This window comes from Pedobacter ginsenosidimutans, from assembly GCF_001442625.1.
Classification (GTDB): domain Bacteria; phylum Bacteroidota; class Bacteroidia; order Sphingobacteriales; family Sphingobacteriaceae; genus Pedobacter; species Pedobacter ginsenosidimutans.
This window is the reverse complement of record NZ_LMZQ01000009.1, coordinates 149,825-176,197: the sequence shown is the minus strand read 5'-3', so window position 1 is coordinate 176,197 and position 26,373 is coordinate 149,825. Positions and strand designations below refer to the sequence as shown.

The 26,373-nt window shown below is 37.7% G+C and carries 23 protein-coding genes; 12 read left to right on the top strand and 11 right to left on the bottom strand.

All coding sequences use genetic code 11. The features are described 5' to 3' along the window. Positions 1–19 precede the first annotated feature (19 nt). Positions 20–802, top strand: coding sequence for a DUF3108 domain-containing protein (locus ASU31_RS14230; protein WP_057932956.1), 783 nt, complete (start codon positions 20–22; stop codon positions 800–802). 39 nt (positions 803–841) lie between these two features. On the opposite strand, the gene ASU31_RS14225 is transcribed toward ASU31_RS14230, so the two are convergent. After that, positions 842–1,708, bottom strand: coding sequence for a LysR family transcriptional regulator (locus ASU31_RS14225; RefSeq protein WP_057932955.1), 867 nt, complete (start codon positions 1,706–1,708; stop codon positions 842–844). A gap of 72 nt (positions 1,709–1,780) precedes the next feature. Here ASU31_RS14225 and ASU31_RS14220 point away from each other — a divergent pair, with 72 nt between their 5' ends. Together ASU31_RS14220 and ASU31_RS14215 are read left to right on the top strand one after the other, a co-directional pair. Continuing rightward, complete coding sequence (locus ASU31_RS14220; protein ID WP_057932954.1) at positions 1,781–2,326, top strand: GNAT family N-acetyltransferase; 546 nt, start codon at positions 1,781–1,783, stop codon at positions 2,324–2,326. Continuing rightward, positions 2,326–3,228: a DMT family transporter gene (locus ASU31_RS14215; RefSeq protein ID WP_057932953.1), complete on the top strand. Its 903-nt coding sequence runs from the start codon at positions 2,326–2,328 to the stop codon at positions 3,226–3,228. The genes ASU31_RS14220 and ASU31_RS14215 overlap by 1 nt, the downstream gene beginning before the upstream one ends. Before the next feature lie 171 nt (positions 3,229–3,399). On the opposite strand, the gene ASU31_RS14210 is transcribed toward ASU31_RS14215, so the two are convergent. From ASU31_RS14210 to ASU31_RS14200, 3 genes are all read right to left on the bottom strand, one after another. Further along, on the bottom strand, positions 3,400–5,838 hold the full coding sequence (locus ASU31_RS14210; protein ID WP_057932952.1) for a TonB-dependent receptor: 2,439 nt from the start codon (positions 5,836–5,838) through the stop codon (positions 3,400–3,402). Between the two features lie 108 nt (positions 5,839–5,946). Further along, positions 5,947–6,705, bottom strand: a complete 759-nt coding sequence (locus ASU31_RS14205; RefSeq protein ID WP_157258019.1) for a leucine-rich repeat domain-containing protein — start codon at positions 6,703–6,705, stop codon at positions 5,947–5,949. Positions 6,706–6,718: 13 nt separating this feature from the next. Then, the gene (locus ASU31_RS14200) at positions 6,719–7,327 is read right to left on the bottom strand and encodes a hypothetical protein (RefSeq protein WP_157258018.1); all 609 of its coding nucleotides are present in this window, start codon (positions 7,325–7,327) and stop codon (positions 6,719–6,721) included. A gap of 434 nt (positions 7,328–7,761) precedes the next feature. Here ASU31_RS14200 and ASU31_RS14195 point away from each other — a divergent pair, with 434 nt between their 5' ends. Beyond that, the gene (locus ASU31_RS14195; RefSeq protein ID WP_057932949.1) at positions 7,762–9,753 is read left to right on the top strand and encodes a tetratricopeptide repeat-containing sensor histidine kinase; all 1,992 of its coding nucleotides are present in this window, start codon (positions 7,762–7,764) and stop codon (positions 9,751–9,753) included. Between the two features lie 81 nt (positions 9,754–9,834). Here ASU31_RS14195 and ASU31_RS14190 read toward each other — a convergent pair whose 3' ends face one another. The 4 genes from ASU31_RS14190 to ASU31_RS14175 all read right to left on the bottom strand — a co-directional run bounded on the left by ASU31_RS14190 (position 9,835) and on the right by ASU31_RS14175 (position 13,331). Further along, positions 9,835–10,458 (bottom strand): response regulator transcription factor, encoded by a 624-nt coding sequence (locus ASU31_RS14190; protein ID WP_057932948.1) that lies wholly within the window; start codon positions 10,456–10,458, stop codon positions 9,835–9,837. Between the two features lie 131 nt (positions 10,459–10,589). Next, on the bottom strand, positions 10,590–11,339 hold the full coding sequence (locus tag ASU31_RS14185; protein WP_057932947.1) for a hypothetical protein: 750 nt from the start codon (positions 11,337–11,339) through the stop codon (positions 10,590–10,592). Positions 11,340–11,429: 90 nt separating this feature from the next. Further along, positions 11,430–12,302, bottom strand: coding sequence for a helix-turn-helix domain-containing protein (locus tag ASU31_RS14180; protein ID WP_057932946.1), 873 nt, complete (start codon positions 12,300–12,302; stop codon positions 11,430–11,432). Between the two features lie 120 nt (positions 12,303–12,422). Next, complete coding sequence (locus tag ASU31_RS14175; RefSeq protein WP_057932945.1) at positions 12,423–13,331, bottom strand: alpha/beta fold hydrolase; 909 nt, start codon at positions 13,329–13,331, stop codon at positions 12,423–12,425. 347 nt (positions 13,332–13,678) lie between these two features. Between ASU31_RS14175 and ASU31_RS14170 the strand changes: the two genes are divergently transcribed. After that, on the top strand, positions 13,679–14,473 hold the full coding sequence (locus tag ASU31_RS14170; RefSeq protein ID WP_057932944.1) for an SDR family oxidoreductase: 795 nt from the start codon (positions 13,679–13,681) through the stop codon (positions 14,471–14,473). Positions 14,474–14,568: 95 nt separating this feature from the next. Here the strand turns inward: ASU31_RS14170 and ASU31_RS14165 are convergent, their stop codons facing one another. After that, positions 14,569–14,934: a winged helix-turn-helix transcriptional regulator gene (locus ASU31_RS14165; protein WP_057932943.1), complete on the bottom strand. Its 366-nt coding sequence runs from the start codon at positions 14,932–14,934 to the stop codon at positions 14,569–14,571. Positions 14,935–15,072: 138 nt separating this feature from the next. Here ASU31_RS14165 and ASU31_RS14160 point away from each other — a divergent pair, with 138 nt between their 5' ends. Next, a complete protein-coding gene (locus ASU31_RS14160) occupies positions 15,073–15,396 on the top strand; it encodes a Cif family virulence factor (RefSeq protein WP_057932942.1) in 324 nt (107 codons plus the stop codon). Between the two features lie 147 nt (positions 15,397–15,543). Here the strand turns inward: ASU31_RS14160 and ASU31_RS14155 are convergent, their stop codons facing one another. Next, positions 15,544–16,161 carry a response regulator gene (locus ASU31_RS14155; protein WP_057932941.1) on the bottom strand — a complete coding sequence of 206 codons (618 nt, stop codon included), beginning with the start codon at positions 16,159–16,161 and terminating at the stop codon, positions 15,544–15,546. Beyond that, entirely contained in the window at positions 16,158–18,095 is a 1,938-nt protein-coding gene (locus tag ASU31_RS14150; RefSeq protein WP_057932940.1) for a tetratricopeptide repeat-containing sensor histidine kinase, read from the bottom strand. The genes ASU31_RS14155 and ASU31_RS14150 overlap by 4 nt, the downstream gene beginning before the upstream one ends. A 227-nt stretch (positions 18,096–18,322) precedes the next feature. Between ASU31_RS14150 and ASU31_RS14145 the strand changes: the two genes are divergently transcribed. The 6 genes from ASU31_RS14145 (at position 18,323) to ASU31_RS14120 (ending at position 26,298) form a co-directional block, all read left to right on the top strand. After that, a complete protein-coding gene (locus ASU31_RS14145; protein ID WP_057932939.1) occupies positions 18,323–18,670 on the top strand; it encodes a hypothetical protein in 348 nt (115 codons plus the stop codon). Between the two features lie 38 nt (positions 18,671–18,708). Then, positions 18,709–20,859 carry a tetratricopeptide repeat protein gene (locus ASU31_RS14140; RefSeq protein ID WP_057932938.1) on the top strand — a complete coding sequence of 717 codons (2,151 nt, stop codon included), beginning with the start codon at positions 18,709–18,711 and terminating at the stop codon, positions 20,857–20,859. 27 nt (positions 20,860–20,886) lie between these two features. Further along, the gene (locus ASU31_RS14135) at positions 20,887–22,812 is read left to right on the top strand and encodes a hypothetical protein (RefSeq protein WP_057932937.1); all 1,926 of its coding nucleotides are present in this window, start codon (positions 20,887–20,889) and stop codon (positions 22,810–22,812) included. A gap of 6 nt (positions 22,813–22,818) precedes the next feature. Further along, a complete protein-coding gene (locus ASU31_RS14130) occupies positions 22,819–24,180 on the top strand; it encodes a hypothetical protein (protein ID WP_157258017.1) in 1,362 nt (453 codons plus the stop codon). A gap of 165 nt (positions 24,181–24,345) precedes the next feature. Then, positions 24,346–25,248, top strand: coding sequence for a CARDB domain-containing protein (locus ASU31_RS14125; RefSeq protein ID WP_083505370.1), 903 nt, complete (start codon positions 24,346–24,348; stop codon positions 25,246–25,248). 45 nt (positions 25,249–25,293) lie between these two features. Beyond that, a complete protein-coding gene (locus ASU31_RS14120; protein WP_057932934.1) occupies positions 25,294–26,298 on the top strand; it encodes a hypothetical protein in 1,005 nt (334 codons plus the stop codon). Positions 26,299–26,373: the final 75 nt, after the last annotated feature.

Below are 26,373 nucleotides of genomic sequence, written 5' to 3'. Positions count from 1 at the left end.
TACACCTTAAGCTTAACCAATGCACCTAAATATCAGCACAATAAAATCGCTTAACCAAGCTGTAATAAAAAAAATCATCCGTTTACTTCTCCTCTGTGCAATTCCACTATTTAGTTATGGCCAGGAAATTATCATTCCCAAAAAAAACCTGGTAGATAAAAAGTGGATTAAAAATCAAACTTACCGAATGAACTGGTCAATGCTTAAAGATACGACCAGGATTATAATAGGCATTGTAAATACTAAAGTTATGGCGTTGGATAATAAGGTACAAGTAATTACAGAAGTAAAACTAAAAGGACAAGCCTCCTCATGGATAGATTCTACAATTGTACGTAAATCAGATCTTTCGCCGATCTACCACTCCAGCTACAATGCACAGCGTGATATGGTTATCCGTTTTGATAAGGAAATTAACGGCTTTTATCGGGATAAAGTAACTCAAAAAACCACCGAAATAAACCAAAAGTTACAATCAAACTATTTCGACAGTAATTTTTACCCCATGCTAATCAATTGGCTGCCTTTAAAAACAGATTATAAAGCCGACATTAATATTTATGATTACAGTCCTAAAACGACGGGTGGGATTGTGAAGGTGCACCTACTCGGTGTAAAAGAAGGGAGATATCTTACCGCTAAATCAGGGGAAAGAAAAGTATGGATCGTGGAGTTAACTGATGATATTGGTGGTACGGGTGCAAAAAGCATTTATCAGATCGATCAAATAACCAGACAGCTTTATAAACAGGAAATAAGCATAGGTGCCCGTAAAATGGAGATGGTCTTGTTGGAAGAATAATATGTTAACTATAAAAGCTCAGCACCATTGGTATTATCTCTAATGATCAAAAACAAGTTTTAGAATATTCGCAAGCACAGGATTATGGTCATCGGCACGCCAATTAATCAATATATCGGTTTTAAAAGGTAAAGAGATAAACCGTAGATCGGGACTTTGGTGGTGCATATAAGAATCTGGCAAAATGGCTATTCCCAGTCCTTTCCGTACGAGTGCAATAATCGTAGATCCAAATTCGGAATGTAGAAATACATCAGGAACAAAATCGTAAGATTTGAAAAGTGCCTGAATAATCTCGCTATAGCTACTACCCTCATCCTTGGTAGGCAGAATAAACTTCTGCACTTTAAGGCTTTCCGTTGATAAATCTTCAATTCTTTTAAAAGAATGTGCTAACGGAACCACCAGAGCCAGGTGATCGGAGTATATTTTTTTTGATTTAATACCCTGCTCACTCGTAATATCCCTCGTAATGGCCAGGTCAATCTTATAGTTTTTTAGAAAATCCAGTTGATTTTCATATAAAACCTGTACTAACTTAATTTGAAGCTGTGGAAATGCCTGCGTAATCTTAGCCAAAATATCGGGCATGATAGAAGCCGATATGGAATCAGGATGTGCAATGGTAATGGTTCCACGCTCGCCTAAATGGATCTGTTTGGCAAACTGATGGATATATTCGAGTTCATTTAATTCGACTTCCCACTTCTCTCTTAAGAATTTACCTGCTGGGGTGAGCTTCACATTACGTTTATTGCGCTCGAAAAGCTGCAGCCCCAATTCATTTTCGAGCGACTGAATCTGGCGTGTGAGGGCTGACTGTGTGATATTTACCTTTTCTGCAGTTTTCCAATAATGAAGCTGTTCTGCCAGGGCCAAAAAATACTTGATTCGCTGAAGATCCATTAATGCAAAATACGCATTAATAAATGAAAAAATAGCATTTAATTACATTTAAAGAGTTGTTACATTCGTACCATGGAGCAGATCATAATCGAAAGGGTAACACTAGCTGATATCAAAAAATTACAGGAGATTGGGAGAACAACATTTTCTGAAGCTTTTGCAGCGGTAAACACGGAGAAAAACATGAAAGAGTACCTCGAAAAAGGCTTTTCGGAAGAAAAACTGAAAGCGGAACTAAGTAATCAGGATTCTCAGTTTTATTTTGCGCTGCTTAATGGAAAAGTTATTGGCTATTTAAAGATCAACATTGGACAAGCGCAAACCGAAAAACTAAATCCTGATGCACTTGAAATTGAGCGGATTTACCTCTTGAAAGCATTTTACGGTCAAAAAGTTGGCCAGCTACTTTATCAAAAAGCCATTGATGTTGCGCTTAAAATGCAAGCCAGTTATGTATGGCTGGGCGTATGGGAAGAAAATTACAGGGCATTAAGATTTTACGAAAAAAATGGCTTTACACCTTTTGGCAAACATAAGTTTTGGCTTGGAGATGATGAGCAAACAGATTTGATGATGAAAAAAGTATTGGTTAACGATAATGAATTAAAAGTATCCTAATGGAAAAAAGAAATCTCTTTTTGATTTTATTGATACTGGGTACTGCGTTCTGGGGAATTTCATTTTCTGTTACCAAGCTTGCTATCGGACAGCACCAACCTGTTCTGTTTTTGTTCTACCGTTTTTTACTCGCCACAATGGTTTTATCGGTTATTTTCTGGAAACATGTAAAGAAACTCGATTCAACAGCGATTAAAACAGGTGCCAGTTTGGCTATTCCACTGGTACTCGGCATTTATTTACAAACATTGGGTATTACACATACCTCGGCATCACAATGTTCATTTGTAGCTGGAATAACAGTGGTGATGATTCCGGTGATTAAACTTATTATTTATCGAAAACCTGCAGCACTAAAAATATGGATTGCGGCATTCACAGCGCTAATTGGGCTTTTTGTAATATCTGTTACTGATAAATTCAGTATTGGAACCGGAGATTTATATACCATTATCGGTGCTTTTTGTTTTGCCATATATTTAATCCAGATCGAAAAGGAATCAACATCGGGCGATATCATCCCTACCATTGTGCCCATGTTTGCCACCTGTGCCATATTAACTTTTCTATTAACGTTTATTCAGGGAAACGCCACCTGGATTCCGCAACAGGAAACATTTTGGATTGGTATTATTTTTTGCGCACTATTCTCAACGGCATATATGTACACCATATCGAATATTTCTCAAAAGTACATTAGTGCCGAAAGGGTATCTATCATCTATCTTTTCGAACCCATTTTCGGAGCCTTTGCGGCACACTTTATTTTGGGAGAAGAAATTACATCGAGGTTATTGATTGGAGGCGGAATGATATTTTTGGCAACACTGATCTCAGAACTTAAGTGGAGAATGCCAAACCGGGTTGCAATGCTTAATGTATCGAAGGAGAAAAAATATTAGGCTTAGTTTAGAGCCTGTCGTTTTACCATTCCCACATTCGTGGGAATGGCCCCTGATTTTAGGAATCTGTTATTGATAGCTGGTCGATACACCACAATGATTTTTTTAATTAGCTGCAACTTAGCTAGCAACTGTGAAATTAATATTTTTCCTGAAATACCTAATTTAATATTAGTTATTAATCAAATCATCGTTATTTACTCCCTTTTTCCTGGTCAGGTTTTCTTTTAAAGTTCCGAAGTTGTAAGTAAAACCAACATATGTTACCCTATAAGGAGACCTGAATGTTGATATGGTATTAAAATTAGCATCTTCTGTAAATGCACTGTTCGTTCTCCATTTATTTAAAAACCTGTTAAAATTAACTGTTGTACTTAGTTTCTCGTTAAAAAATTTATAACCAAAGTTGATTTGATAAAAAGGGAAAGTATTGTAGGTATTAATAAGGCTATAAGCTTGCCTGTCTATTCCCCCATTACCACTAATAGAGAATGACTTAAATAATTTGTAATTGAAATATCCGGCTACTTGCCAGCTAAAACCTTCTTCTTGTTGTGTTACTATTATAGTATTTTGAATTTTATTATAACGAAGTGTAGCGTTTACACCCCCGCTAACCTTTTTTAAAGAAGTAGATAGTGTAACCAGCGCACTTACTTCCCTATTTTTACCAACATTACCATACTGGGTTGTACTTACCCCATTAATCGCATTGAATGTGGTAAACTGTACAATCATATTTCCAGAATATGATGCATTTATACCAAAGGTGATAAAATTAACGCCTTTTAGCAATCGGTTTTGGAATGATAAGGTATGTATGGTCTGTGCGCTTAAATTAGGATTACCATAAGAAATATTTAAAGGATCATTATTGTTGATAAAAGGATTTAACGTATTGATGTATGGGCGTTGTAACCGTTTGGTGTAGCTGAATATAACGGTATAATTTTTACTCAATTTGGTATTAGTGGAAAAATCTGGGATTAGGGTAGTATAATTTTGCCTTACACTAGTGTTTGAACTAAAGAAATTACCATCTACAACAGTATTTTCTACACGGATACCTGTACGGAAATTTAGTTTTTTTAGTATAAACGATAAAGAACCATAGCCACTATAAACCCGTTGTTTGTACGCAAAATCATCAGAATTGTTATAGTCAGGTTCAAACGATGAGTTCTCGTCTGTTTTACTCGAGCTTAAATAATTGGCCTGTGCATTTCTAAAAATAAACTTCGCCCCTGTTTCTAATTTCAACAGCTTGGTAAACGGCTGAATAAAATCGGTTTGGGCAGTATATTCTCTGTTTTTTGAATAACTTTCGTTGTGTCTGAACAGCGCTGCGCCAGCGGTATTCATCAAACTATTATTTAATCCCTCAATCTTGCTAAATTGTCCATTAAGCCTAAAACTTAACTCTTTATCAGGCTTATTTTTAAATTTTTTAACAAAATCAGTCCCTATACCGAAGGAGGGCGAATTATTCCGAACATTTTGATCGAAAACACTTTTTTGCTCAACCAGATTTTCAAAGCTGGTTGTAATATCCTGTGCAAATCTGTTTTTATTGTTTCCGCCACCAATGTTTGCATAAGCAACTACGGTTTGCAAGCTATCAATATTGTAACTTGTTTCTAAAAGCCCATTATTTAAAAAACGGTCTGTAATGCGCTCACCTTCTAAAAACCTTCTTTGATAAACAGATGGTTTCAATGGTATTGTTTCGCTTGTTACCTGAGACTTGTTGCTATAATTTCCGCTCAGAAAGTAGGTTCCTGTCATCGCAAATTTTCCTGCACGGGCACTAAAATTGGTACTTGTTTGGTAATTTATATTCGAGTAGTATGCGCTCAAATACCCATTATAACCTAAAATAGATTTTTTGGTAATGATATTGATCAATCCTCCAATACCTTCGGCATCATATTTAGCAGAAGGTGCAGTAATCACTTCAATTTTTGATACCACTGCTCCAGGAAACCCGCGAAGTGCATCTTTGGTGCTTTGGGCAAACATTGCAGTTTCACGTCCGTTAAGCAATACTTTATAATTTGCCTGCCCATTTAATTGCACATTACCTTCCCCATCTACACTTAACATAGGTATTTTCCTGAAAATTTCAGTAAGGTTTTCACTTTTGGCAGACGGATCCTGATCAAGATTATAAACGAGTTTGTCTTTATCTTGTGTAATCAAAGCTTTTTGAGCGGTAACATTAATTTGTGCTAATTGATTGTTGGAGGGCTTCATTAAGAAAACCGCTGCAGGCATATCTTTATAAACTTTCAATGTTTGCTCTAATTTAATGTAGCCAAAGAAATTTATAGAAAGCAGATAGGAACCCGTATCAGCACTAATAGTGAAATGACCGGTGGAATCAGAAAGGGTATTAGATACAATTGATTTAGATAAATCATTTTTAGTTAACCTTATAGTAGCAAATGCGATGATATTTTGATTTGCATTATCTTTTAAAATTCCTACAAATTTCACTTTATCTTGTGCCTGTAACCCTAAAACAGAAAAAAAAGGCAGGATAAAAAACAAACAATATACGAATAACTTCGTATATCTATTTATGATAGCATAGAGGTTAATTTGGTTCATTTTAAATAATTTTTTATTTGTGCTTTAAATAGACAACCATAAATAAGAATCTTGCGTCTAATTTTTATTGAGATTATTTTCACGTGTTAGCAGAAAATTTCAAGAAACTTACCATTCCATTCTGCCTAAACTTACAGTTCCACTCATATTAACATTTGTTAAACGGGTGTAAGAACAGTCTAACTGTTTAAGTTTTCTTAAGCCATATATATCGAGCTCAACCAAGGGGTTATCTCTCAGAGACAATTCTTCAAGATCATTAAACTTGCTAAAATCTAATTTTGCTAATTGATTTTCATCTAACCTGATCAGCTTTACCGCAGGGCATCCTGTTACTTTAAACTCGGTTAGCCTGTTTTTTTGAAACTCAATATGCACAAGTTTTGGAAGATTTGAAATGCTCACTTTATTAACTGCATTCTGTAGCATGTTTATATCTTCGAGCTTTTGTAGTCCTGTAAAATCTATTACACTTATTTGATTCTGATGGATGTATAAATTTCTGAGGTTTATCAATCCCTTTAGGTTCACGCGCTGAATCTGGTTATTGTAGCCAAAGATCTCTTCTAAATTTTTCATTCCTTCCAGATCCAGTACCTGTACCTGGTTATTCCAAAAGCTTAGCTCTTTTAGGTTCGTGAAATTTTTAATACCCACCAACGAGCTAATACCTGCCTGATCTAAACTGAGCTTAGTTGCTTTTTGTGCTTCAGCTAGCTGAATTTCGCCATCCCCATTAAGATCAATACCCAGAATAATCAATTTCTTCTTAAAATTGGGATCCGGAATTTTTATCGTTTGAGCAATGGCATTAAATGATACCATCATTCCCATAATGATAAAGTACAGATAAATATATTTCTTCATTGTTTTTCTCATTTTAATTGCTCACTACTACATTTACTACTGCGCCAGCTTCTTTAACCTCAAAAAAACCACCTACTTCATTTTCAATAAAAACATCGTAATGCTGATCCTCATAAATAGGCGATGAACCCAAAACATATCCATAAACATTATAAGAGGTGCTTGTTCCGGTTTGTACGGCAACAGTTTTTTGCCTGGCAAATGCAATCCAACTAATAATGTAATATTTCCCGGGTTTTAGGTTGGTGAACTGAAACGTTCCCTTATCATCCAAAAATCTGCCTTCTACCCGATAAGTAAATGCAACAGCGCTCATAGTGGCCTGTTTTTTACGGCTATTGAATTTTTTCTTCAACTCCAAAAATTCAGTAAAATAAGGTGTTACCGGGAATAGCAAAATCTGGCTCCCTTTAACGCCAAAATTATCTTTTCCCTTTTTTTTCAGTGTGGCGGTGCCCTGGATAACAGCGGTTCCTTTTTCCATCAATTTGGCCGTTTGCGCCTCATTAAAAGGAATAGTAGGAAGAACCCATTCAGGAGCTTTTTGTGAATAGCATAGCACACTACAGCACAAAAGCAACGTTTTAAACAACAGTATTTTTGATATTCGTTTGTTCATCATTTTTTAAACGTTTTATATGCCTAATTATATAATTTAGTAGCCTACAGTAAATATATTATCTCGATTCAATAAGCAAAAAACCCGGATAACTTGATAAAATTTATCCAGGTTTTTACCATGGGCGATTAAGAGACAGTTATTAATTTTATTTAATGCTTTTTACTCAATTAAAACCTGGCTTACCGTTTATAGATAAACTTGAGCTTTGCTTTTGCGAAATCAACGGTTTTGCCGGCATTTTTTTTAATTTCTAATCTTACAATATAATACCCAAAGTTAAACTGAAACATTATCAGTATTTATCCCTGATTCCGGGGATATTTGATTTTATTGCTATGCTTGTTTCGTAATGAACAGTATAAAAGTTTACCAGGTATTATAGCTGAATTGTGTAGTTTTAGCTATGTTTGACCTCCATAATCCATGTGCTTTTAATGAAAAAAACCGCTCTATCCTGCTTGTTTGTGGTTTGTGCTCACCTATCATTTGCGCAATTGCCCATAACCGATGCACACTATCCAGATAGTTTGTTAAAACTTTCGGCAAATACCAAATCTGATAGCGTAAAAGCGCGTTCACTATTCCTTTTATCAGATTATTGGTCAGACAGGGATACCTTAAAATCTAAAAAATTCCTCGCAAAAGGTTTAAAATATGGAAATAAATATCCTTATGTTAAGGCGCTTTATTATTATTATCTGGGCGGATATTATTTTTTGACCAACAGTTCGAAAAGCGAAACAAATTATTTGAAGGCCGACAAACAGCTATCGAAATTTAACAGTAAAGAGGCATTTCTTTTCAGAAGCAAATGTTGGATGAATTATGCCATTTTAGAATTCGATGTTAAAGACAACTCCATTATGTCTATCGATATCTTCATAAACAAAGTTATCCCCCTGGTAAAAAAAACAGGCAATATTCAACATCTGGCAGTAAATTATCACAATATAGCGATGATATTTATGGATTGCCAACAATACAGCAAAGCAGAGGAATATCTCCGGTTGTCTATTTCGTTATTGGAAAAACAACCCACCGTATATATCAATGAATTGTACCAAAACCACATTAGTCTTAGTCGAAATTATTTATATCAAAACAATACATTACCTGCAAAAAAAGAATTAGACAAGGCTAAAGCTTTTCTTATTAAAACTACAGACCCCATAAATTATATGAAATTCTACATAGTGGAAGGAACATATTATACAACAGCCAAAGCATATAATAAAGCATTACAGGCTTTAAAAAAGGGGGAAGCGCTCGCTGTGCAGGCAAAAGAATACAATATGCAGCGAAATTTATCTTTAGAGATGTATCGGCTATTCACAAAGCAAAAATCATATCAAAAAGCCTTAACAGTTTTAAAAAAAAATGTAGAAGGCCTTGTTGTGCATAAGCACTCGTCGGATGATCAGATTTATTACTTTGAACTATCAGAAACCTACAGCAAATTAGGTAACAGTAAAATGGCCTATGCCTGGCTTAAAAAATATAGCAAATTAAAAGATAGTATAAATGCCCAGGAGGTTGAACACAAAATAAATGCACTTGAAGTAAAATTTAAAACAGCAGAAAAAGAGAAAAAAATAATTGCCCTTAATGCCGAAAATGAAAAAGCAAACCTATCAGCAAAAAACAGCAAGCTGTTAAGCTGGCTATTTGGCATAGCTTGTTTGTTTTTATTGATCGTTGCCATTTTGGGGTGGCTTTTTTATAGGAGCAGTAAAAAATTAACGGTACAAAAAGATTTAAACCACCAGCAACAAATAGAAGATTTTGACCGCAGGCAAAAAATTAAAATTGTTCAGACCATGTTAAATGCAAAAGAAGAGGAACAGAACAGGGTTGCCCGCGATCTGCACGATGGATTGGGTGGAACGCTTGCAGGAATCAAAATCAATCTTTCTCATTACGCCACAAAAAATAAAAACAATGATGATCCTGAACTTTTCCGAATCATGGATCAGATGGAAGATTCGATAAATGAACTGCGCCGGATAGCGCACAACATGATGCCAGAAATGTTACTCAAATTTGGGCTGGAGGAGTCATTAAGGGACCTGTGCGCATCGTTAACATCTGAAAAACTGAACATTGATTTTAAATACCTGGGCGCTAAACATGCATTTTTGCCACAACAGCAAATTAGCATATACCGCATTATACAAGAGGCGATGCACAATGCCGTTAAGCACGCAGCGGCAAAAAACATTTTGTTGCAGTGCTCACAAAACGATAATATATTTTATATCACCATAGAAGACGACGGCAAGGGTTTTGATCCCGCCTATTTAACTAAAGGTATGGGCATTCAGAATATAAAAAACAGGGTAGCTTATTTAGATGGTGAAATGGAAATTTTATCGGCTGAAAATAAACCAGGTACTTCTATTAATATAGAATTGAATGTTATTACTTAACGACTATTTGCTTAGATCTTTAACATAAGCAATTTACTAATTATGATTTACCCTATAGATTATCAATAAGAAGATTTTTCATTATATCAACCCATATTTTATAGCCAGGTTTACCACCGCCGACATACTAGCTACTTCAAATTTTTCGATCAGATTTTTACGGTGACTCTCTACCGTATGAGGACTGATAAACAAATGTGTGGCTATTTGCCCTGTGGTTAGCCCTTTGCCTACCAGCTCCAGCACTTCTTTTTCTCTACGGGTAATGTGCGGTATTTCTATCAAATTGCCTTTTTGGTGGCTGTACATAATCTCTTTCGATTTGGTGCACAGGTATTTTTGGCCACTTAAAATGGTCTGAATGGCCGATATGATCTCTTGGCCTACGGAGTTTTTAAGAACATAACCATTTGCACCGCTTTGTAAAACACTTTTAATTACTGGCCGTTCATTATGCATGCTCAGCGCAATAATACCAACTTGATTATCGGTTTTTCTTACCTGTTTACATATTTCTACACCGCTTATATCCGGCAGGCTAATATCAAGCAATACCACATTTGGCTTTAAATTGTTTATCCCCTCTAAACCTGCCTGCCCGGTATCGTAACAGGCTATTACCTCCATATCATCGCGGTTAGTAAGCAGGTTTTTTAATCCGTCGGATACAATAGGATGGTCGTCTATAATAATTACTTTAGTCATTTTAAATCAATTAGCTAATTCCATTAAGTAATCACTCCAGAAGTAATATTCTTTTCTCATTTAATATCATCAACTAAAATATCAGAAATATACCAATAAGCACGAATTAAAAGCATTGCATTTTTCAACCTTTACAACCCTTCTGCAACAGGTTCCGGATTTAGAACAAACCGTTTGTTCTTTACATTAAAATTAACATTAAGGTATCCGCCAACCCTGCCGATCTGATTGGAAATCAGAAAATTATTGTCTTTCCCTGTTGTAATGTTATCGTAAATGATGGTCATGATATTGCCTGTGGGCGTTTCAATATGTTCAAAATTAAGTGTCTGAAAGGTTTTATTAGTTTCCTTATTGATGATCTTTAATTCGCGCATGTGCGCTTCGGTAGATTTGCTCTTTTTAGCATAAACACCGATAAAATAGTAATCCTTCAAAGACGGAAACTGAAGGATCTGGATATTATCGAACGCTTCATCTGAGAGATCACTGAGTCTGTTTACAAGCCGGAGATTTACTTTCAGTTTACTTTTACCGCGGCTCCAGCTACCTGTGAGTTGCTGAGGTGAAAAATTAAGATGAAAAGTGGCAGAAACCCTATCATTAATGCCAATTTCATAAATTTTAATCTCCTGGGTACTTTGGTTAAAAACTCCTTCAAACCTGATAGGATGATTAACTTTATCGTATTTATATACTCCAATAACATTATAGTGTTTTTTTGCAGGTTCACCAAAATAGCCTTCTTTTATCTGAAAAGAAAAAGTAACCGGATACCGGTCGATTAAACCCGTGTAATTGTAAGTATTGTACCAACCGGCAAAGGTTTTCACCGATGTTAAAATAAGGGTGGCCAACAATACAATAAACTTAGTTTTCATGTTTAATTATTTATTTTTTTTTTAGCGCTGCCACAATGCCTGGCAAAATCGCTCTATTTTTATTCGATGACATAAAAAGATCATTGAACATTAAATCTGTTTTGGTTCCTGTATACTTAGGTATTTAGACCTGAAGCCAGATGGAGGTTCGCCGGTCTTGATAAAAAACAACCTGCTGAAATAGGCAGGATCGTCATAACCCAGTGAATAGGCAATCTCCTTTGCCGTTCTCTCTGTATGTACAAGCAATCTTTTTGCCTCCAGGATAATCCTGTTTTTGATGATTTCGTTCGGCTGAGGAAGTTTAAGCCGCTTGAACCTATGGGTAAGGGTTTTGGGGGCCATCACCAGCAGATCGGCGTAATCAGAAACATTATGCTTTTCTTTAAAGTTTGCTTCGACCAATTGGGTAAACTTCCTAAAGAACTCAAGGTCGTTGTTCGGTCTGGCCACCATCACCCCATCCAGGTGTTGCACCTTCCATAATCGGGTAGACTTGATCAAAAGCTGTTTAAGATAAGTCCTGATCATTTCTTCCAGCGATCCGTCTTTCAGTTCAAACTCATCCTCGATCCTTGAAAACAGGTATTCAATAAATGTGGCATCCTGCTGGGGTATCACCGTCATTGGCATATTATTGATGTTATTGAACAGGAGCCCATCGCAGGCAACTTCTTCATCATTCAACTGTATACAATAGAAATCGCGGTTATAGAACACCAGACGACCCGATTGTTCACCAAGTTTTTCGATGCTGAGTACCTGATTTGGACTGATAAAGAACAGCGTTGGACCAGTAGTGTGGTAAACGTTAAAGTCTACTTTTATTTCAAATCCTTCATTAAGATAAAGCACCTTGATATAGGATTTGTATGCTTCAGAATTGATGGCCTCGATACTTTCTAAATCAACATTTACCATGCCGATGGTTTTAAGGTTTACATCAAAAATGCTTTGTTTCATGAAAGGGTTAATAAAATGGATTAAAAAATAAAATTACCATTATTGGTAACGATTTCAATATTTGGTTAAAACAAAAATTACCTGCGGGCATTTAAACCTGCAAGTAATCTTATCTTATAATTATTTTTTGGCAAACTGCTCAAGCTCCGAGTTAAATTTATCCATCTCTTCTACAAAAAGTGCGTGTCCGCTGTTCTCGAATTTCACGATATATGAGTTTTTTAAGCCTTTATGCAATTGCTCAGCCAAGGCAAAATCAATCAGTTGATCTTTTGTACCCTGAAATATGGCTACTGGGATGGTTATGTTCTTAAGCACCGGACGCAAATCAAGATCACCAAGGGCACTGATAGATTCGGTAACTACATATGGACTTGCAGATAAGTTGATATTTTCAAGCCATTTCTCTGTATTTTTTTGAAGTGTGGTTCCTTTGGCCGCAAATGCTGCACCTAATCCACCTATCAGATCTTCTCTGTTGGTCATGGTTTGTTTGATCAGTGCGGCAGCACCTTCCTCAGATATTCCGTAATTGTAATCTGCACGTTGTTTCCAAGATGGGGCAGCTGCTGCAAATAGTGCAAGTTTGCTTACATGTGCAGATTTATACTTATTTACATAATGAATGGTAACGGCACCGCCCATAGAAAAACCACCCAATACAGCATTCTCTATTTTTAAAGTATGGAGAACAGCATAAATGTCATCAGAAAAAACATCGAAATTGTACTTTCCATAAGGTTTATCAGATTTACCGAAACCACGTAGTGTAATACCGATTACCCTGAAACCTTTCCTTACCAGATATTGATACTGATATTGGTACATTTCATCGCTAAGTGGCCATCCGTGGATCAATACAATAGGTTGACCTTCGCCAAGATCGGTTACGTGAAGTTTTACACCTGGCTCAACTTCGATATATTCCGACCTTCCGGCTGAAGCTGGGACTCTTCTGCTTTGTGAAAAAGCGAATTGGCTTGTTAATAAAGTCACGATTAAACTTGCGATTAAGAATAGATTTTTCATTGTTATTTTTTTTAAATTAATGTTTGAAATATTTGTTGTTTGTTGACAATACAAAGATGGGGAGAACGCCAGGCCCAGGGAATGGACAAACGGACAACAATCTTGTACATTTTTCCCATAAAGGATATTTATGGTACTTATTCTAAATCCTTATCAACGAATGATTGGATTTTTATCCTATTCCACCTAGCATACTTAATAATACCAAAGCAAATATCCCGGGAACATTTAATTATAGCAATTACGGAAATACCAATTGCATAGGGATAAATTTTACGCTATCTGAATCGTAATACCGTACTTGTAGGAAACTATAGTATGCCTGAATTTTGTATAAAAAATATACAATGGAAAAGGAATTTAATTTCAATAGCGAACTATCTGGCAAGATTGCCCTGGTAACGGGTGGAACCAAAGGCACCGGAAAAGCAATTGCCGAAAGGCTACTGGCAGCCGGGGCACAAGTAATCATCACTGCAAGAAACCCGCCTGAAGAGCCCAATGAAAAGCTGTATTTTATTTCGGCAGACCTGAGCAAGCCTGATGGAACAGCAAAAGTAGTAACAGCGGTATTATCAAAATTTGGCAGGCTCGATATCCTGATCAATAGCCTTGGAGGTTCAGAAACTCCGGCTGGTGGTTTTGCTAATTTAACCGATGAACACTGGGAAGAAACATTGCAAACCAATCTTTTAGCGCCAGTAAGATTAGACAAGGCATTTTTGCCGCAAATGATTAAACAAAAAACAGGTGTGGTTATCCATATCGCATCCATTCAAGGCAAACTTCCATTATATGAAAGCACACTACCCTATGCGGCAGCAAAGGCCGGATTGATCAATTACAGCAAAGGACTTTCTAATGAAGTTGCTCCAAAAGGAGTTCGGGTTTTAACGGTTTCTCCGGGCTGGATCATGACTGATGGATCAAAGAGAATGATGGAACGCATATCGCAGACCAAAGCAATTTCGATAGAACAGGCCACACAAAGTGTAATGGATGCACTTGGCGGCATTCCATTCGGCCGACCTGCCATGCCAGAAGATGTGGCAGAAATGGTTGGGTTTCTTGTTTCGCCAAGGGCAAGTTATCTTACCGGAACCGAATTTGTAATTGACGGAGGTACCATACCCACCGTTTAAAATTACAACAATACCAGCCTGGGTTGCATTAGGGATGAATTTAAAATGCTGAACTAAATCAACCTGGGCATAATTTAGCTAGTACGCACTCAGAATCAGGATAACTGCGGATATCCTTTCAGAATCACACGCTTCAAACTGTCCTGATACTCGTCTCCCCAATTTCCAATAGCGGCGATCACCGGGATCAAGGTTTTGCCAAACGCAGTAAGCGAATACTCTACCTTTGGCGGCATCACCGGATAGATTGTTCTGATAACCAATTCATGTTCCTCGAGTTCCTTTAACTGAATATTGATTACCCTACGACTTGCATCTGGTATTTTGCGTTGCAGCTCACTGGGGCGCAAATAACCCTCGTTAATAAACCACAACAAGCGCATTTTCCATTTGCCATAAAGCACCTCTCCAACTAAATCGAGTCCACAGTTTAAATTGGGAAAAGTTTTTTTCTCGTACATCTAACAAAGATACATGTAGGCCATTAATGAAACAATACGGATAAATTTTTCCCTATTCGAATCGTAATGCCCTACTTGTGCATCACGCCAGTACCACCGAAATTTGTACAACAATAAGTTAATCTAAAAATAAATATCATGAATTTACCAAAATTTATAACAGACTTCATTGAAGCACAGAACAACCATGATGCTGTAGCGTATTCCTCACTTTTTTCAGAAAACGCCGAAGTATTCGACGAAGGAAAGAACCATATTGGAAGAGCAGCAATTCAAAAATGGATTGAAAATTCGAACCAACAATATCAAGCTACTTTAAAACCGATTAGTTATAAGGAAGGTGAAAAGGGTTCGGTATTTACAGCTCAGATTTCAGGAACATTTCCAGGTAGCCCGGCCATTCTTAACTTTAATCTCGTTCTTCAGCAGGGTTTAATCCAATCGCTTAAGATTACCGGCTAATGTTAAACATCCAGGGCCCATAAAATAGTAGCAATGCCGCAATATTAGCTTTACATACTTGCAGCATTGCTAATTGCTATTCCCCATCACAAGACTAAACCATTAGCAGAAATACATCAAAAATGGTAGTTAGCTTTTTGATCGGTTTTAGATTAGTTCCATTTGCACAGCCATTTTAACCAAAGATGCAATATTACGAGCGTGAAATTTAGAAAGTAGATTTTTTCGATGCGTATCTACTGTAGTTACGCTAACAAAAAGTTTAATGGCAATTTCATTATTGGTTAGGCCATTAGCGATAAGTTCTAGCACTTCCTTTTCTCTTCTGGTTAGAATTATTTTAGTGCTTTCCTTTGTTCTAAGCATTTGAAATGCATCTCCACTTAAATAAGTTTTGCCTGCATTTACTGTAAATATGGCCTCTAATAACTCATTTTTTGTAGCATTTTTAAGCACATAGCCCGATGCACCATTTTCAATTATCTTTTGAATAAAACTTTGCTGGTTAAAAGTGCTCAAACCTAAAATATGTATGCCAGGGTATTTTTCTTTGATCATTTTGCAAAGATCTATTCCACTCTCTCTACCTAAATTAATATCCATTAGTATTACATCGGGTTGATGGTGTTGCAAAAAGGCAAGGCACGATTCACCAGATGTAGCATGCCCCTGCCATTCTATATTTTTTTCATTTTGCAGTAACGAACGAACGCCCTCAATTACAAGGTAATGATCATCTACAATCAACACACTTACTCCATTCATAATTTGAACTCGATTAATACCGACGTGCCTTTATCGGGCTCAGTTTTAACATCTATTTTCCCCTTTAAAAAGTCGACCCTGTTTTTCATATTAGCCCAGCCAATTCCGTGTGTTTCGGTTAATAGATCTGGGTTAAATCCTTTGCCATCATCTTCTACCGTTACTGTTATGGTGTCATCGCTTTTGGCCAGTTGTACAATAGCAGTATCAGCCGAAGCGTGTTTAATGGTGTTATTAAGCAACTCTTGTACTATCCTAAAAATGGTTATCGAAGTTGTGTTATCAAGGTTAGCCGTCTCCATTCCAATAGATTGATAATCCACCTGCAATGCGCCTGTAAGATTTATATCTGTACAAAAATCTCTTAAGGCCGTATCTAAACCAAATTTAACAAGTGCTTCTGGCATCATATTATGAGCTATTCTACGCATCTCTTTAATGGAACTATCTAACATATCCATACTTCTATTAAATGCCATTGCATTTTCTGGTGTCATAACTAAATTTCCCTGCATATGTCCAAATGAGTGTTTTAAACCTGAGAGCATACCGCCCAGGCCATCGTGTAAATCTTTAGCCAAACGTGTTCTTTCCTGCTCCTCTCCTTTTAATACGGCCTCAGTTGCAGTAAGTTGCTTTTCAGTTTCTAGTTCGTTAATGCGTTGCTGCTGTATTTTTTGACGGTGTTTGTAGTTGCGGTATACCATTGCGAAAATGAGAATCAACAAAAGCGCACCGCCAATTAGTATATAATTTAAGGTGTTTTTTTGTTTGATAGCCGCTTGTTGCAGCCTGATCTGACTGTCCTTTTTTTCAGTTTCGTATTTTTTTTCGAGATCTGCTGCAGATTTAGCCACTTCTTCATTCAAAGCGGTTCTTTCAAGTGAATCTGCCTTGCGTTGTGCATTCGAAGAAGTGATGAAGTCGCCCTGTGTGGCGGAAATGTAGGAGAGCAGGCGATAACCGTTCTGCATCTCATGCCTGATGGAATCGGCTTTGGCAATAGAAAGTGCCTGCTTCACATAAACAAGGGCTTTCCTATTGTCCCTGGTATAGTAATGGGCAGCAGCAAGGTTATAATAAGCAGTGGCTAATAGCTGACGGCTATTCATTTCCCTGGCAAGTGCAAGGGAATGTGCAGCCATTTCCCGCATTTTATCATACTTACCTAAAGAAGAATAAAAATTAGTAATGTACTTATAGATGCTTGCTTCGGCAAAGCGGTCGTTTAGCTGCTTTGAAGAACTGAGCGCCTTGTCATAAAAATAAATTGCACTGTCGGGTAATCCCAGTATTTCATATTCCTGGGCAATGCCTGCATATAGTCGGTTCACATAGCCAGCAGTAATATTGTACCGCTTCCTAAGACGCAGTCCGGTCAATCCTGCATCCAGGGATTTTCGGTGTTGCCCAAGATCGGCATAGGCATTACTAATACTAATGTATAGGCCAACCATTTTGGCAGTATCCTTTACTTTTTCAGCTTTTGCCTGAGCCTGCAAAACATAGTCCAATTCCTCTTGATATCTGCCAAGATATTGATAACAGATAGACATCATATTGAGCATCGCTATTTCAAATCCTGGTTGTTTTAGATGCCGTGCAATCATTAAACCCTTTCGACTCTCTTCTAATGCCTTATGGTGTGCCCCCTGCGTAAATGATACCACGGCCACACGTTCATGATACAGATAGCGGCCTCGTTCATATGATAATTTTTCGGCGAGGCTACCTAAGAGCCTCAAAAAATGCCTGGCCGAATCCAGATTATTTTTCTCATAGTATTTGGCCAAATGGTAATAGGTTTTAGCGCAGTTTGTGTCTTGCCTATGAACACGAAGTAACTTTAGCAAACTATCCTTTTCATTTGTTTGTGCATTTAGATTAAAGGCATACAAAAAGCATATCAATGCAATAATTCTTTTTAGATACATGGCTTTAGTTATGGATACAAATAAACCGAATTGTTAGCCTGATAGCACTCCCCTTTTTACAGGATTTTTATTAAAGCTACAAAATATCTTTCGCCAGGAAAATAACCTGGTTAGCCCTAATTCAATCATTTTATAAAAATCCTGTTTTTACGGGATAAGATCGGCTGACACAGCCACCTAAATTAGCCTCGAGAAAAACATATCCGAAATAACTAAAAACCTACAACATGAAAACTAAAAATTTAATGCTGACAATACTGCTTCTTGCAGGAAGTATTACAGTACAAGCACAATTTCTTAAAAAACTAAAAGAGAAAGTAAATGCAACAGTAGACAGGAAAATAAATGCCACCGTTGATAAGGCAATCAATAAAACAACAGATAAAGTTGTAGACAGCTCCTCCCGAAAAATTGAAAAAATGGCGAAGAATATAGGTAAAGGGAAAAAAGATAAAAGGAACGCTTCAGACAAAACAAATGAGAACAAATCCGTTCCGGAAACTGAAAAACCAATAGTACAGGACAGTACTACCAGAAAAGATCCCAATAAGGCTTGGAAAATCAACGACATATGAGTATGAAAAATTGTAAAATAGTTAGGTCCATACTGCTCATGGCCTTTTTATTACTGCCTGCATTACTTGTTGCACAAAAAAAGTCGGGCAAAGAAAAGCCACCTACCAAAAAAGAAATGGAAGCAGCAATGAAAGAAGCAAAGGGTATGATGGATGAGATGATGAAGGAGATGAGCCCCGAGGATAAAAAGATGATGGATAACCTAGGTATTAAAATGCCCGATATGAACAAGGCGGTTAAAAATATGCCTGCCATATCAGACAAGAAACTTGCCAAAGCGTGGGAAGATGATAAGCTTATCGTACCTAAAAAGGATGCTGTTAGAATTGCAGCAATTGCAAAGGGCGTAAACGCTGCTCAGATTTCTGCATATGTAAAAGCTATACAGACAAAACTAAGCGCTGCTTTAGAAGCAAATACAGTTATGCTGGCTGATAAAGTGTATAGTAAAATTAAAGCAAAAACAAAAAATGGCGAAGACGCCGATGCAATGGCCAGTGCATTTTGGACGAGCGGCCACCCGGAATTAGCTGTTTATCTGCTTGGTAAAGTATGTACCGATTATCCAGCACAGTATAATGCACTGAGTAATTATACTGCAGCGCTTACAATGTTAAATGGCGAGCACTTAGCTATCCCAATCTTAGAATATCTTCATAAAAGCTTTCCTAAAAACACCACAGTCATGAACAACCTTGGCCAGGCATGGTTTGGACTCGGCGAACTGCAAAAAGCAGAAAACTACTTGGATAGTGTTACTGATGTATACGTACATCATCCGCAGGCAACCTTAACGCAGGCAGCCATTGAAGAAAGCAAAGGCAATACAAAAAAAGCTGCAGAACTTGTCAAGAAGTCTATCAAACATGCTTACACAAGGGAAAAAGAAGAGAAGCTGGCAAAGTTGGGAGAAAAGATAAGCAGCATCAACTTAAGAGTTCCGTTCAAGCCCAGCTCCGATCCGTTGGGGCTAGGCAACACCAAACGCCCCGACTATCCTAATAGTATTGCAGAAATAAATGCGCTGTTGCCTATGTGGGAGCAATTTAACAATGGTATAGCAACAGCCATTGCAAAAGCAGAAAAAGAGCTGGCAGATGAAACAGCATTGTATGCAAAATACATATCTACAACGACAGGTAAAGTAATGAGCGCAATTCAACAAACTATTAACACAGGTGTGGTCACTCCGATAAATATGGAGCCATTGCACGCCCGCAAAGCTGGCTTACAAGTGCAGCAGTTAGAAAAATATTACGCTGCAAAAATGAAAAAGCTTACCGAAAGCTATATGAAACTTCAAACTGACCTTACCGCGATTAGAAAAAACAAAAAAATCCCTCCGCCAGAAGCTCCCTGCACAGCACATCGGGACGCTATCAATGCGATGTTGAAAGAGTTGAACACCAGGAAGAAAGAATATGATGAAGAGGCCCTCACGCTTTTTAAACATTATGCCAATGACTTTGCGTACTGGGCACAGTATACCAGTTTGGATATTCATTCCTTCAAAATAATTGAACTGCAATTTCAACTGTTCTGGCTGCAGAAAAATAGGGAGCTTCAACCTTTGGATATGCAAGATTATAAAAACGCCTATGCAGACTGTGAAGAGAAAGCAGAAGCAAAGCCAGGTAAACTGGCGGAGTTTGATGATGTGGCCTGTAATTACAAGGCTGAAGTTGACTTAGGCTATGTAACGTACAAGTTTAATTGCAGCCATAGCAGCATGACCATTGAATTTAATGATAACGCAATTACCTTCAAACACCTGGGCAACACCTACATTGGCAGCACAGTAAAAATAAAATCGGGCGCAAGCGCCAAAGGAAAGCTTGGTCCGCTGGAAATCAAAGGAGCCATTGGCAGCGATTTTACCTATGAACTGGATGAAAATAATGAGCTGAAAGACTGGAAAGGAACCGCAAATGCAAGTGTAGAAGGCTCGGCTGGTGTGGATGAGGAACCCATTAGCGGCGAACTTACCGTAAAACAGGAGTTCGAGCTGGAAATGAGTAAAAAAGCGGGTGTCGGTGATTTTACGGCCACCTCCTCTGCAACCGTAAAAGCGGGCATAGGCAAACAGGAATTAGAAGCCGGAATACAGAAACAAATCAGCCTTATCAGTGGTCATGGCTCGGTAACCGGTACCGGTATCGCCAAAGGAATCATCATCAGGCAGTGGTAAAATATCAATCATTAAACAAATAGGAATATGAAAATTAAAGCTTTGCTTGTTGCCCTGTTTACTTTTTCTTTCGCAAATGCCCAGCAGGTTGACAATCGCGGAATGTACGATAAAAAGGATTTTGAGCATATTGAAATCGGATGGTTAAATCCCCTAAAAAACGAACCTGCCAAACCCATTACTGAAAATGGCTGGAGCTATCCTGTAAACCAAACTGATATGGGCATAAAAATTGGTACTTGGTTGCAACAAACCTATACACCTATCGGACTATTAGGCGAGCTCAAACTGGACCTGTTTAGGCCCCCTGCTTCTAAATACAAAGGCACAAAATATTATGGCGCAGATGAGGCTGAAAAAGACAACCGTTTGGCACTACCCAATTCCTATGGGGCGCTGGCTAAGTTTCATCTGTGCTTATCTAAAACAAGCACACATAAATTCTTTCCAACACCCGGAAACCATTGTTATACCCGGCTTGACATCATGGCAAATAATGTAGAATTGATTACCAAACAGGTAATTGCGCTTTCTACTCCTACCGACTATTATTGTACCATGCCTGATTATACCGTTGGGCAAAAAGGGGAATATGAAAAAGACTGGCTCGATGAAATGACTGCTTATAGAAATTTTACAGGCAGCCCGAACCTGCAACCTTACCGGCATTACCTGTTCCCGGTAGGCAACCAATTATCTTACGTGGTAATTATGACGAGGAACAGGCAGCCACTTCCTTTTGAGCAAGTTACGGTAGCTGAACTTTTACGGCAATTAGAAAGTCAGTTTCCCAAGCTACATCAATTTGCATTAAACCGAAAGCTGATTTATGAAAATTACCTGGAAAACGCAAAAAAAGGAATGCAGGTACTAAAAGAACAGTTAAAGCAGCAGGAAAACAAATTCGTATATTTTAATACTATAGAACGACAGATAGATATCATTGATTTAGCTAATATCGGTAGTAACGGAAAATTACCTAACTGGATACAGACCGAAAAAAACACTCAAAACCTTGACCGATGGGGAAAAGCAGTTTCTTCTTCTACCAATTACCCATTGCTGCGATTAAAAAAAGGAGTAAAAGAAGATTGCGCTGCTGGTGGTCCGCAATGGCTCGTGTTTAAGATGGATGGACCTATTAATGCGGGATATGGCGGAGCTGTGCAACTGATGGATAATTTTGTCAACCGTTTTAATTATGACTACGTATATCGTTATTTTTTTGGAAAGGATAAAGTGATTGAGCCGTATCAGCCCCTTGGATTGTCCTTTAAAGAAAAAGAGCAGCGAGCCTCGGCTGCGTCAGAACTTTCTGCCGCAGCAAAGAAAAATGCTGCTGATAAAACTGTATTGTTCTTTGAAGATTTTTCCAATACAGCTGTTGGCGCAGCACCACAAAGCTGGAAAACGCAACGAAGCGAAATTTCTGGGGAACAACCGGTAGTAGCTACACTAGATAAGGTTGAAGGCAAGTGGTTGAGGTTGAAAAGAAATGCAGCTCCGAAAAATTTCCCGCAAAATATAAATGGAGATTTTGAGCTAAGCTATGATCTTCTGGTGCAAAAGGGCGATGTGCCATGGGGCACACCAGGAATTGACGTTCAACTAAAGTTTTCAGGCAATGCCGGAGAAAAAAATGTCATCTTAAATGTGTCGCCGGGTGATATGAACCGGGCAGATGCCGCTGGCTGGATAATGATTAATGGATTGGCAACCTGTAAGGTATCCAACTATTATTCTGTGACTGGGTTCACTGGCAGCAAGCCAGTTAATAAAGCTACCGTGAGCCTACAAAAAAAAGGGGAAAGTATATTGATCACGTGCAACAACAGCAAGGTGTACGAATGCAACACAGCTTTTTCACCCGGCATGGTCTTAAAGGATCTCAATTTTTACGTGAACGAAAAAAATCAGTTCTACATCAGCAATATTCATATCAAGAAATTATAATCCACTATGAAACATATCTCAATTTTTATGATCTGCTTATTGCTTACAATGCAGGCATGTGGGCAAAACGAAACCTTCGATATCGTATCTTATACGACACCAAAAAACTGGAAAAAAGAACTTACCGACAACCATTTGGTCTACTCAAAAATTGATGGCAATAGCTGGGGGCAAATCGTGATCTACAAAAGTGCTGTAAGCACGGGAGATGCCGAAACCGATAACGAAAAGGAATGGAACGGATTAGTATTGGGCTTAAAAGCTATAGAAAATGAAGAAAAAGCTAAGCCAGATACGCTAAACAATTGGGTTGTAATTAGCAGAAGCGGCATTTGGAAATACAATGGCGCTAATGTATCTACCATCCTCACTACGTTTAGTAACGGGAAAGTATATTTAAGTGCCATGTGTAATGCAACTGCATTGCCATATCTGCAAGATTTTCAGAATTTATTGCAAACGTTTCAACCCATCGAAAGAAATGAAATAAGTCCAAATCAAACATACCATACTGTAAATGGGCAATTTAAATATGATACTACCAATTTTGATGACGGCTGGATAAGCGCCATCAAAACAGACTGGGTTGAGGTTACCAAACCTGGTACACGCATTTTTATCCATTATCCTAACCAACGGGCAGATGAGCATAATTTTGATAAACTTAAAGGCGATGAGCATGCCTGGAATGCATTGGTAGCACCGCGATATCAAAACATCACCAACTTTCAGCAAAGAGGCCTGCAGGGCTCGCCATCCATTACTTTTCTAACTGCCAATGGGGTTGAAAAACAAACTGGCAAAAATGTTTTCATTGTATTCTATAAAAAACATTACCAACAGGGAAACGGACGGTATTTGGAAGTAGTTACCAATAGTAAAACTGATTTTGAAAACGAATTTGGCAATAATTACATCAACACCTCCAGTTGGGATTACCTTGAACAGAGCAAATCTTGGGATAAACTTGCCAAGATGCAATGGCGTAACAAATTTGCGGTGGCTAACACAGATCTTGCCGGCAAATGGTCATCGTCAGATTTTGCATCACTCTCTTATTATTATGTAAGCAGTGGCCGTTACGCAGGTAGTACAGCAACTGCCACTTCAGACGAATTTAACTTTCTAAATGCAAACCATTACAGCAGTCAGCATTCGGGTGCATCGGGCCAAGTTGGCAACATGGGTTTCTCTACGCAAAAATATAATGGCAGGTACGAAGTTAAAGATTGGAAGATCACTTTTACCAACCGTTTTAAAGGTCAGTTAGAAACATTTAATTGCCAGTTTGAGGCTGTAAAAGGCGGACGAATATTGGTACTTACTGATAACAACAACACCATAAAAGCTTTGGTAAAACAACATTAAAAAATCCCCTTTTTACAGGATAGCACTCAGTTTACAGCGAATTAACTTTATATCATTATGCAACTTAATCGATAATCTTATGAAACCTCGGTAAGCCGTCGCTACAAACAGAGATGAATAAGAGCTTATCGAAGCTTTATTACCACTTAAAAACAATTTATTCAAATGAAAATATTAACAAGCCTACTATCGTTATTTCTATTGCTTTTTACCAGTGTAAATGCTCAGCAAAAGACGATGGTAAACATAAACCGACCTGTAGTAACGAGACAAATTGCCTTACCAGATTTGCAGGTAAGCATTAGCAGTATCGAACACGACAAAGGCAATTATCTCATCAATTGCACTTTAAAAAACACTGGTGCAACCAATGTAGATCTAAGTAATGTTACCATGCAGGGCAGTATTGTATCTGATAACGGCCAATTTATACAAGCTGGTGGTGGCACTAAATTGGTAGATCAAGGCTCACTGGAACCTGGGGCTGAAATACAATTTAAAATAGGGTTTACCCCAACAAAAAAGCTAATTAAAAATACAGCCTATTCCTACCAGCTAAAAGCCGACGAAACCAATAGCGTTGCAGAACACAATGAAAGCAATAATCTTGCTACTGCCCCCATTATTGGTTATACAGATATAATGGAAACTTTAACAAGTACCTTGGCTGGACCAATTCTTTCTACTACAGCATTTCCGGATCTTACTGTAGAAATTACCAGCATCTCTGCAGAAGAGTTTCATCATAAAATATATTACAAAGTAAAAAACATAGGCACCGCTGCGCTAAATGTTAACATTAATGGCTTGCGGTTACTTGGATCAGTATGGTGTACCGAATTAAGGGCCGAGTGTTTAAGCACTGATGTAAAAGTACTGCAACCTCATGCTGTGCTCACACCTGGGCAAGAAATAAATGGCTATATCATACTAGAAGGCAGTAGACAGAGAAGTTTACTGAAAAGCTTTCAAGAGTACATGTACAAAATTGAAATAGACAATATCAAGGACATTCATGAATTGAACGAAAACAACAATACTGCAGAACGAAAATTTAAGGCAATGTAACCCATTGATTTACCTGTTTCAAAAACCTAATTTATTTATATAAAGATGAAAAGGAAACTCTGTTTAATGCTGTTCACAATAAATGTAATAAGCACTTTTGCTCAACAAGAGACTTTTGACATTGTTACCTATACGCCACCAAAGGACTGGACATTAAAGCAAAATGCCGGCAACATTTCTTACTCGCGTGTAGATGGTGGCAGCTGGGGACAAATAGGCATTTATAAACACAGAAATAGCGAAGGCGATATAAAAATCGATTTTGATAAAGATTGGAACGAACTGATATCAAATGGCAAAAGCATTTCGTCAGTAGAAAAAACCGAACCTAAGCTTACGCATGGCTGGTCTATAATTAGTGGCAGAGGTATTTGGCAATATAATGGCACTAATGTAGCGACTATACTTACCGTGTACAGTAATCAAAAAAATTGTATGGCTATAGTGTGCAATGCTACGGCAATGCCTTATCTCAAAGAATATCAATCGCTGCTTGGCTCGCTAACTATTAGCACAGCAAATATTACCATACCAAGCACAGAAAATCATGCCTCTGCTATTGTTGGGCTTTGGACAGATTATAGTTTAGAAAGTGCAGGAAGAAGTTTTAATGGTGTGCCGCAATACACAGCAGGTTACCTTAGAAAGGAATATACTTTTAACAAGGATGGCACTTACATATTTAGAAATAAGCAGTGGATTACTAAAACAAAGGATATCCTTTTTAGCTACGAAACCGGCACTTATGTTGTAAAAGGCAATGAGCTAAACATTACACCTGAAAATGGAAAAGGAGGATTTTGGGAAAAGAAGGCAAGCTCTTTAGAATGGGGCAAATATGTAAAAGCACTTAATTATAGATTAGAAAAAGTAACCTATGCTTTTAAAATAATTGAGGACCCGAACTACGGCAATACCATAGTGCTTAGTGCATCTAAACCTACCCAAAGAGATGGTGGAAAGTTTAATGCACCCGATGACCCTTATGCGTTTCATTATAGCTTTAGAAAACTTGCATCACTTATCGATAATCCACCTGGTTTAAAATAGGATTGTAAGTAGAATTAACGACTGACTATCAATTAATTAAAGATTATCTATTTTTGTGTTAAAGATAAAATTTGA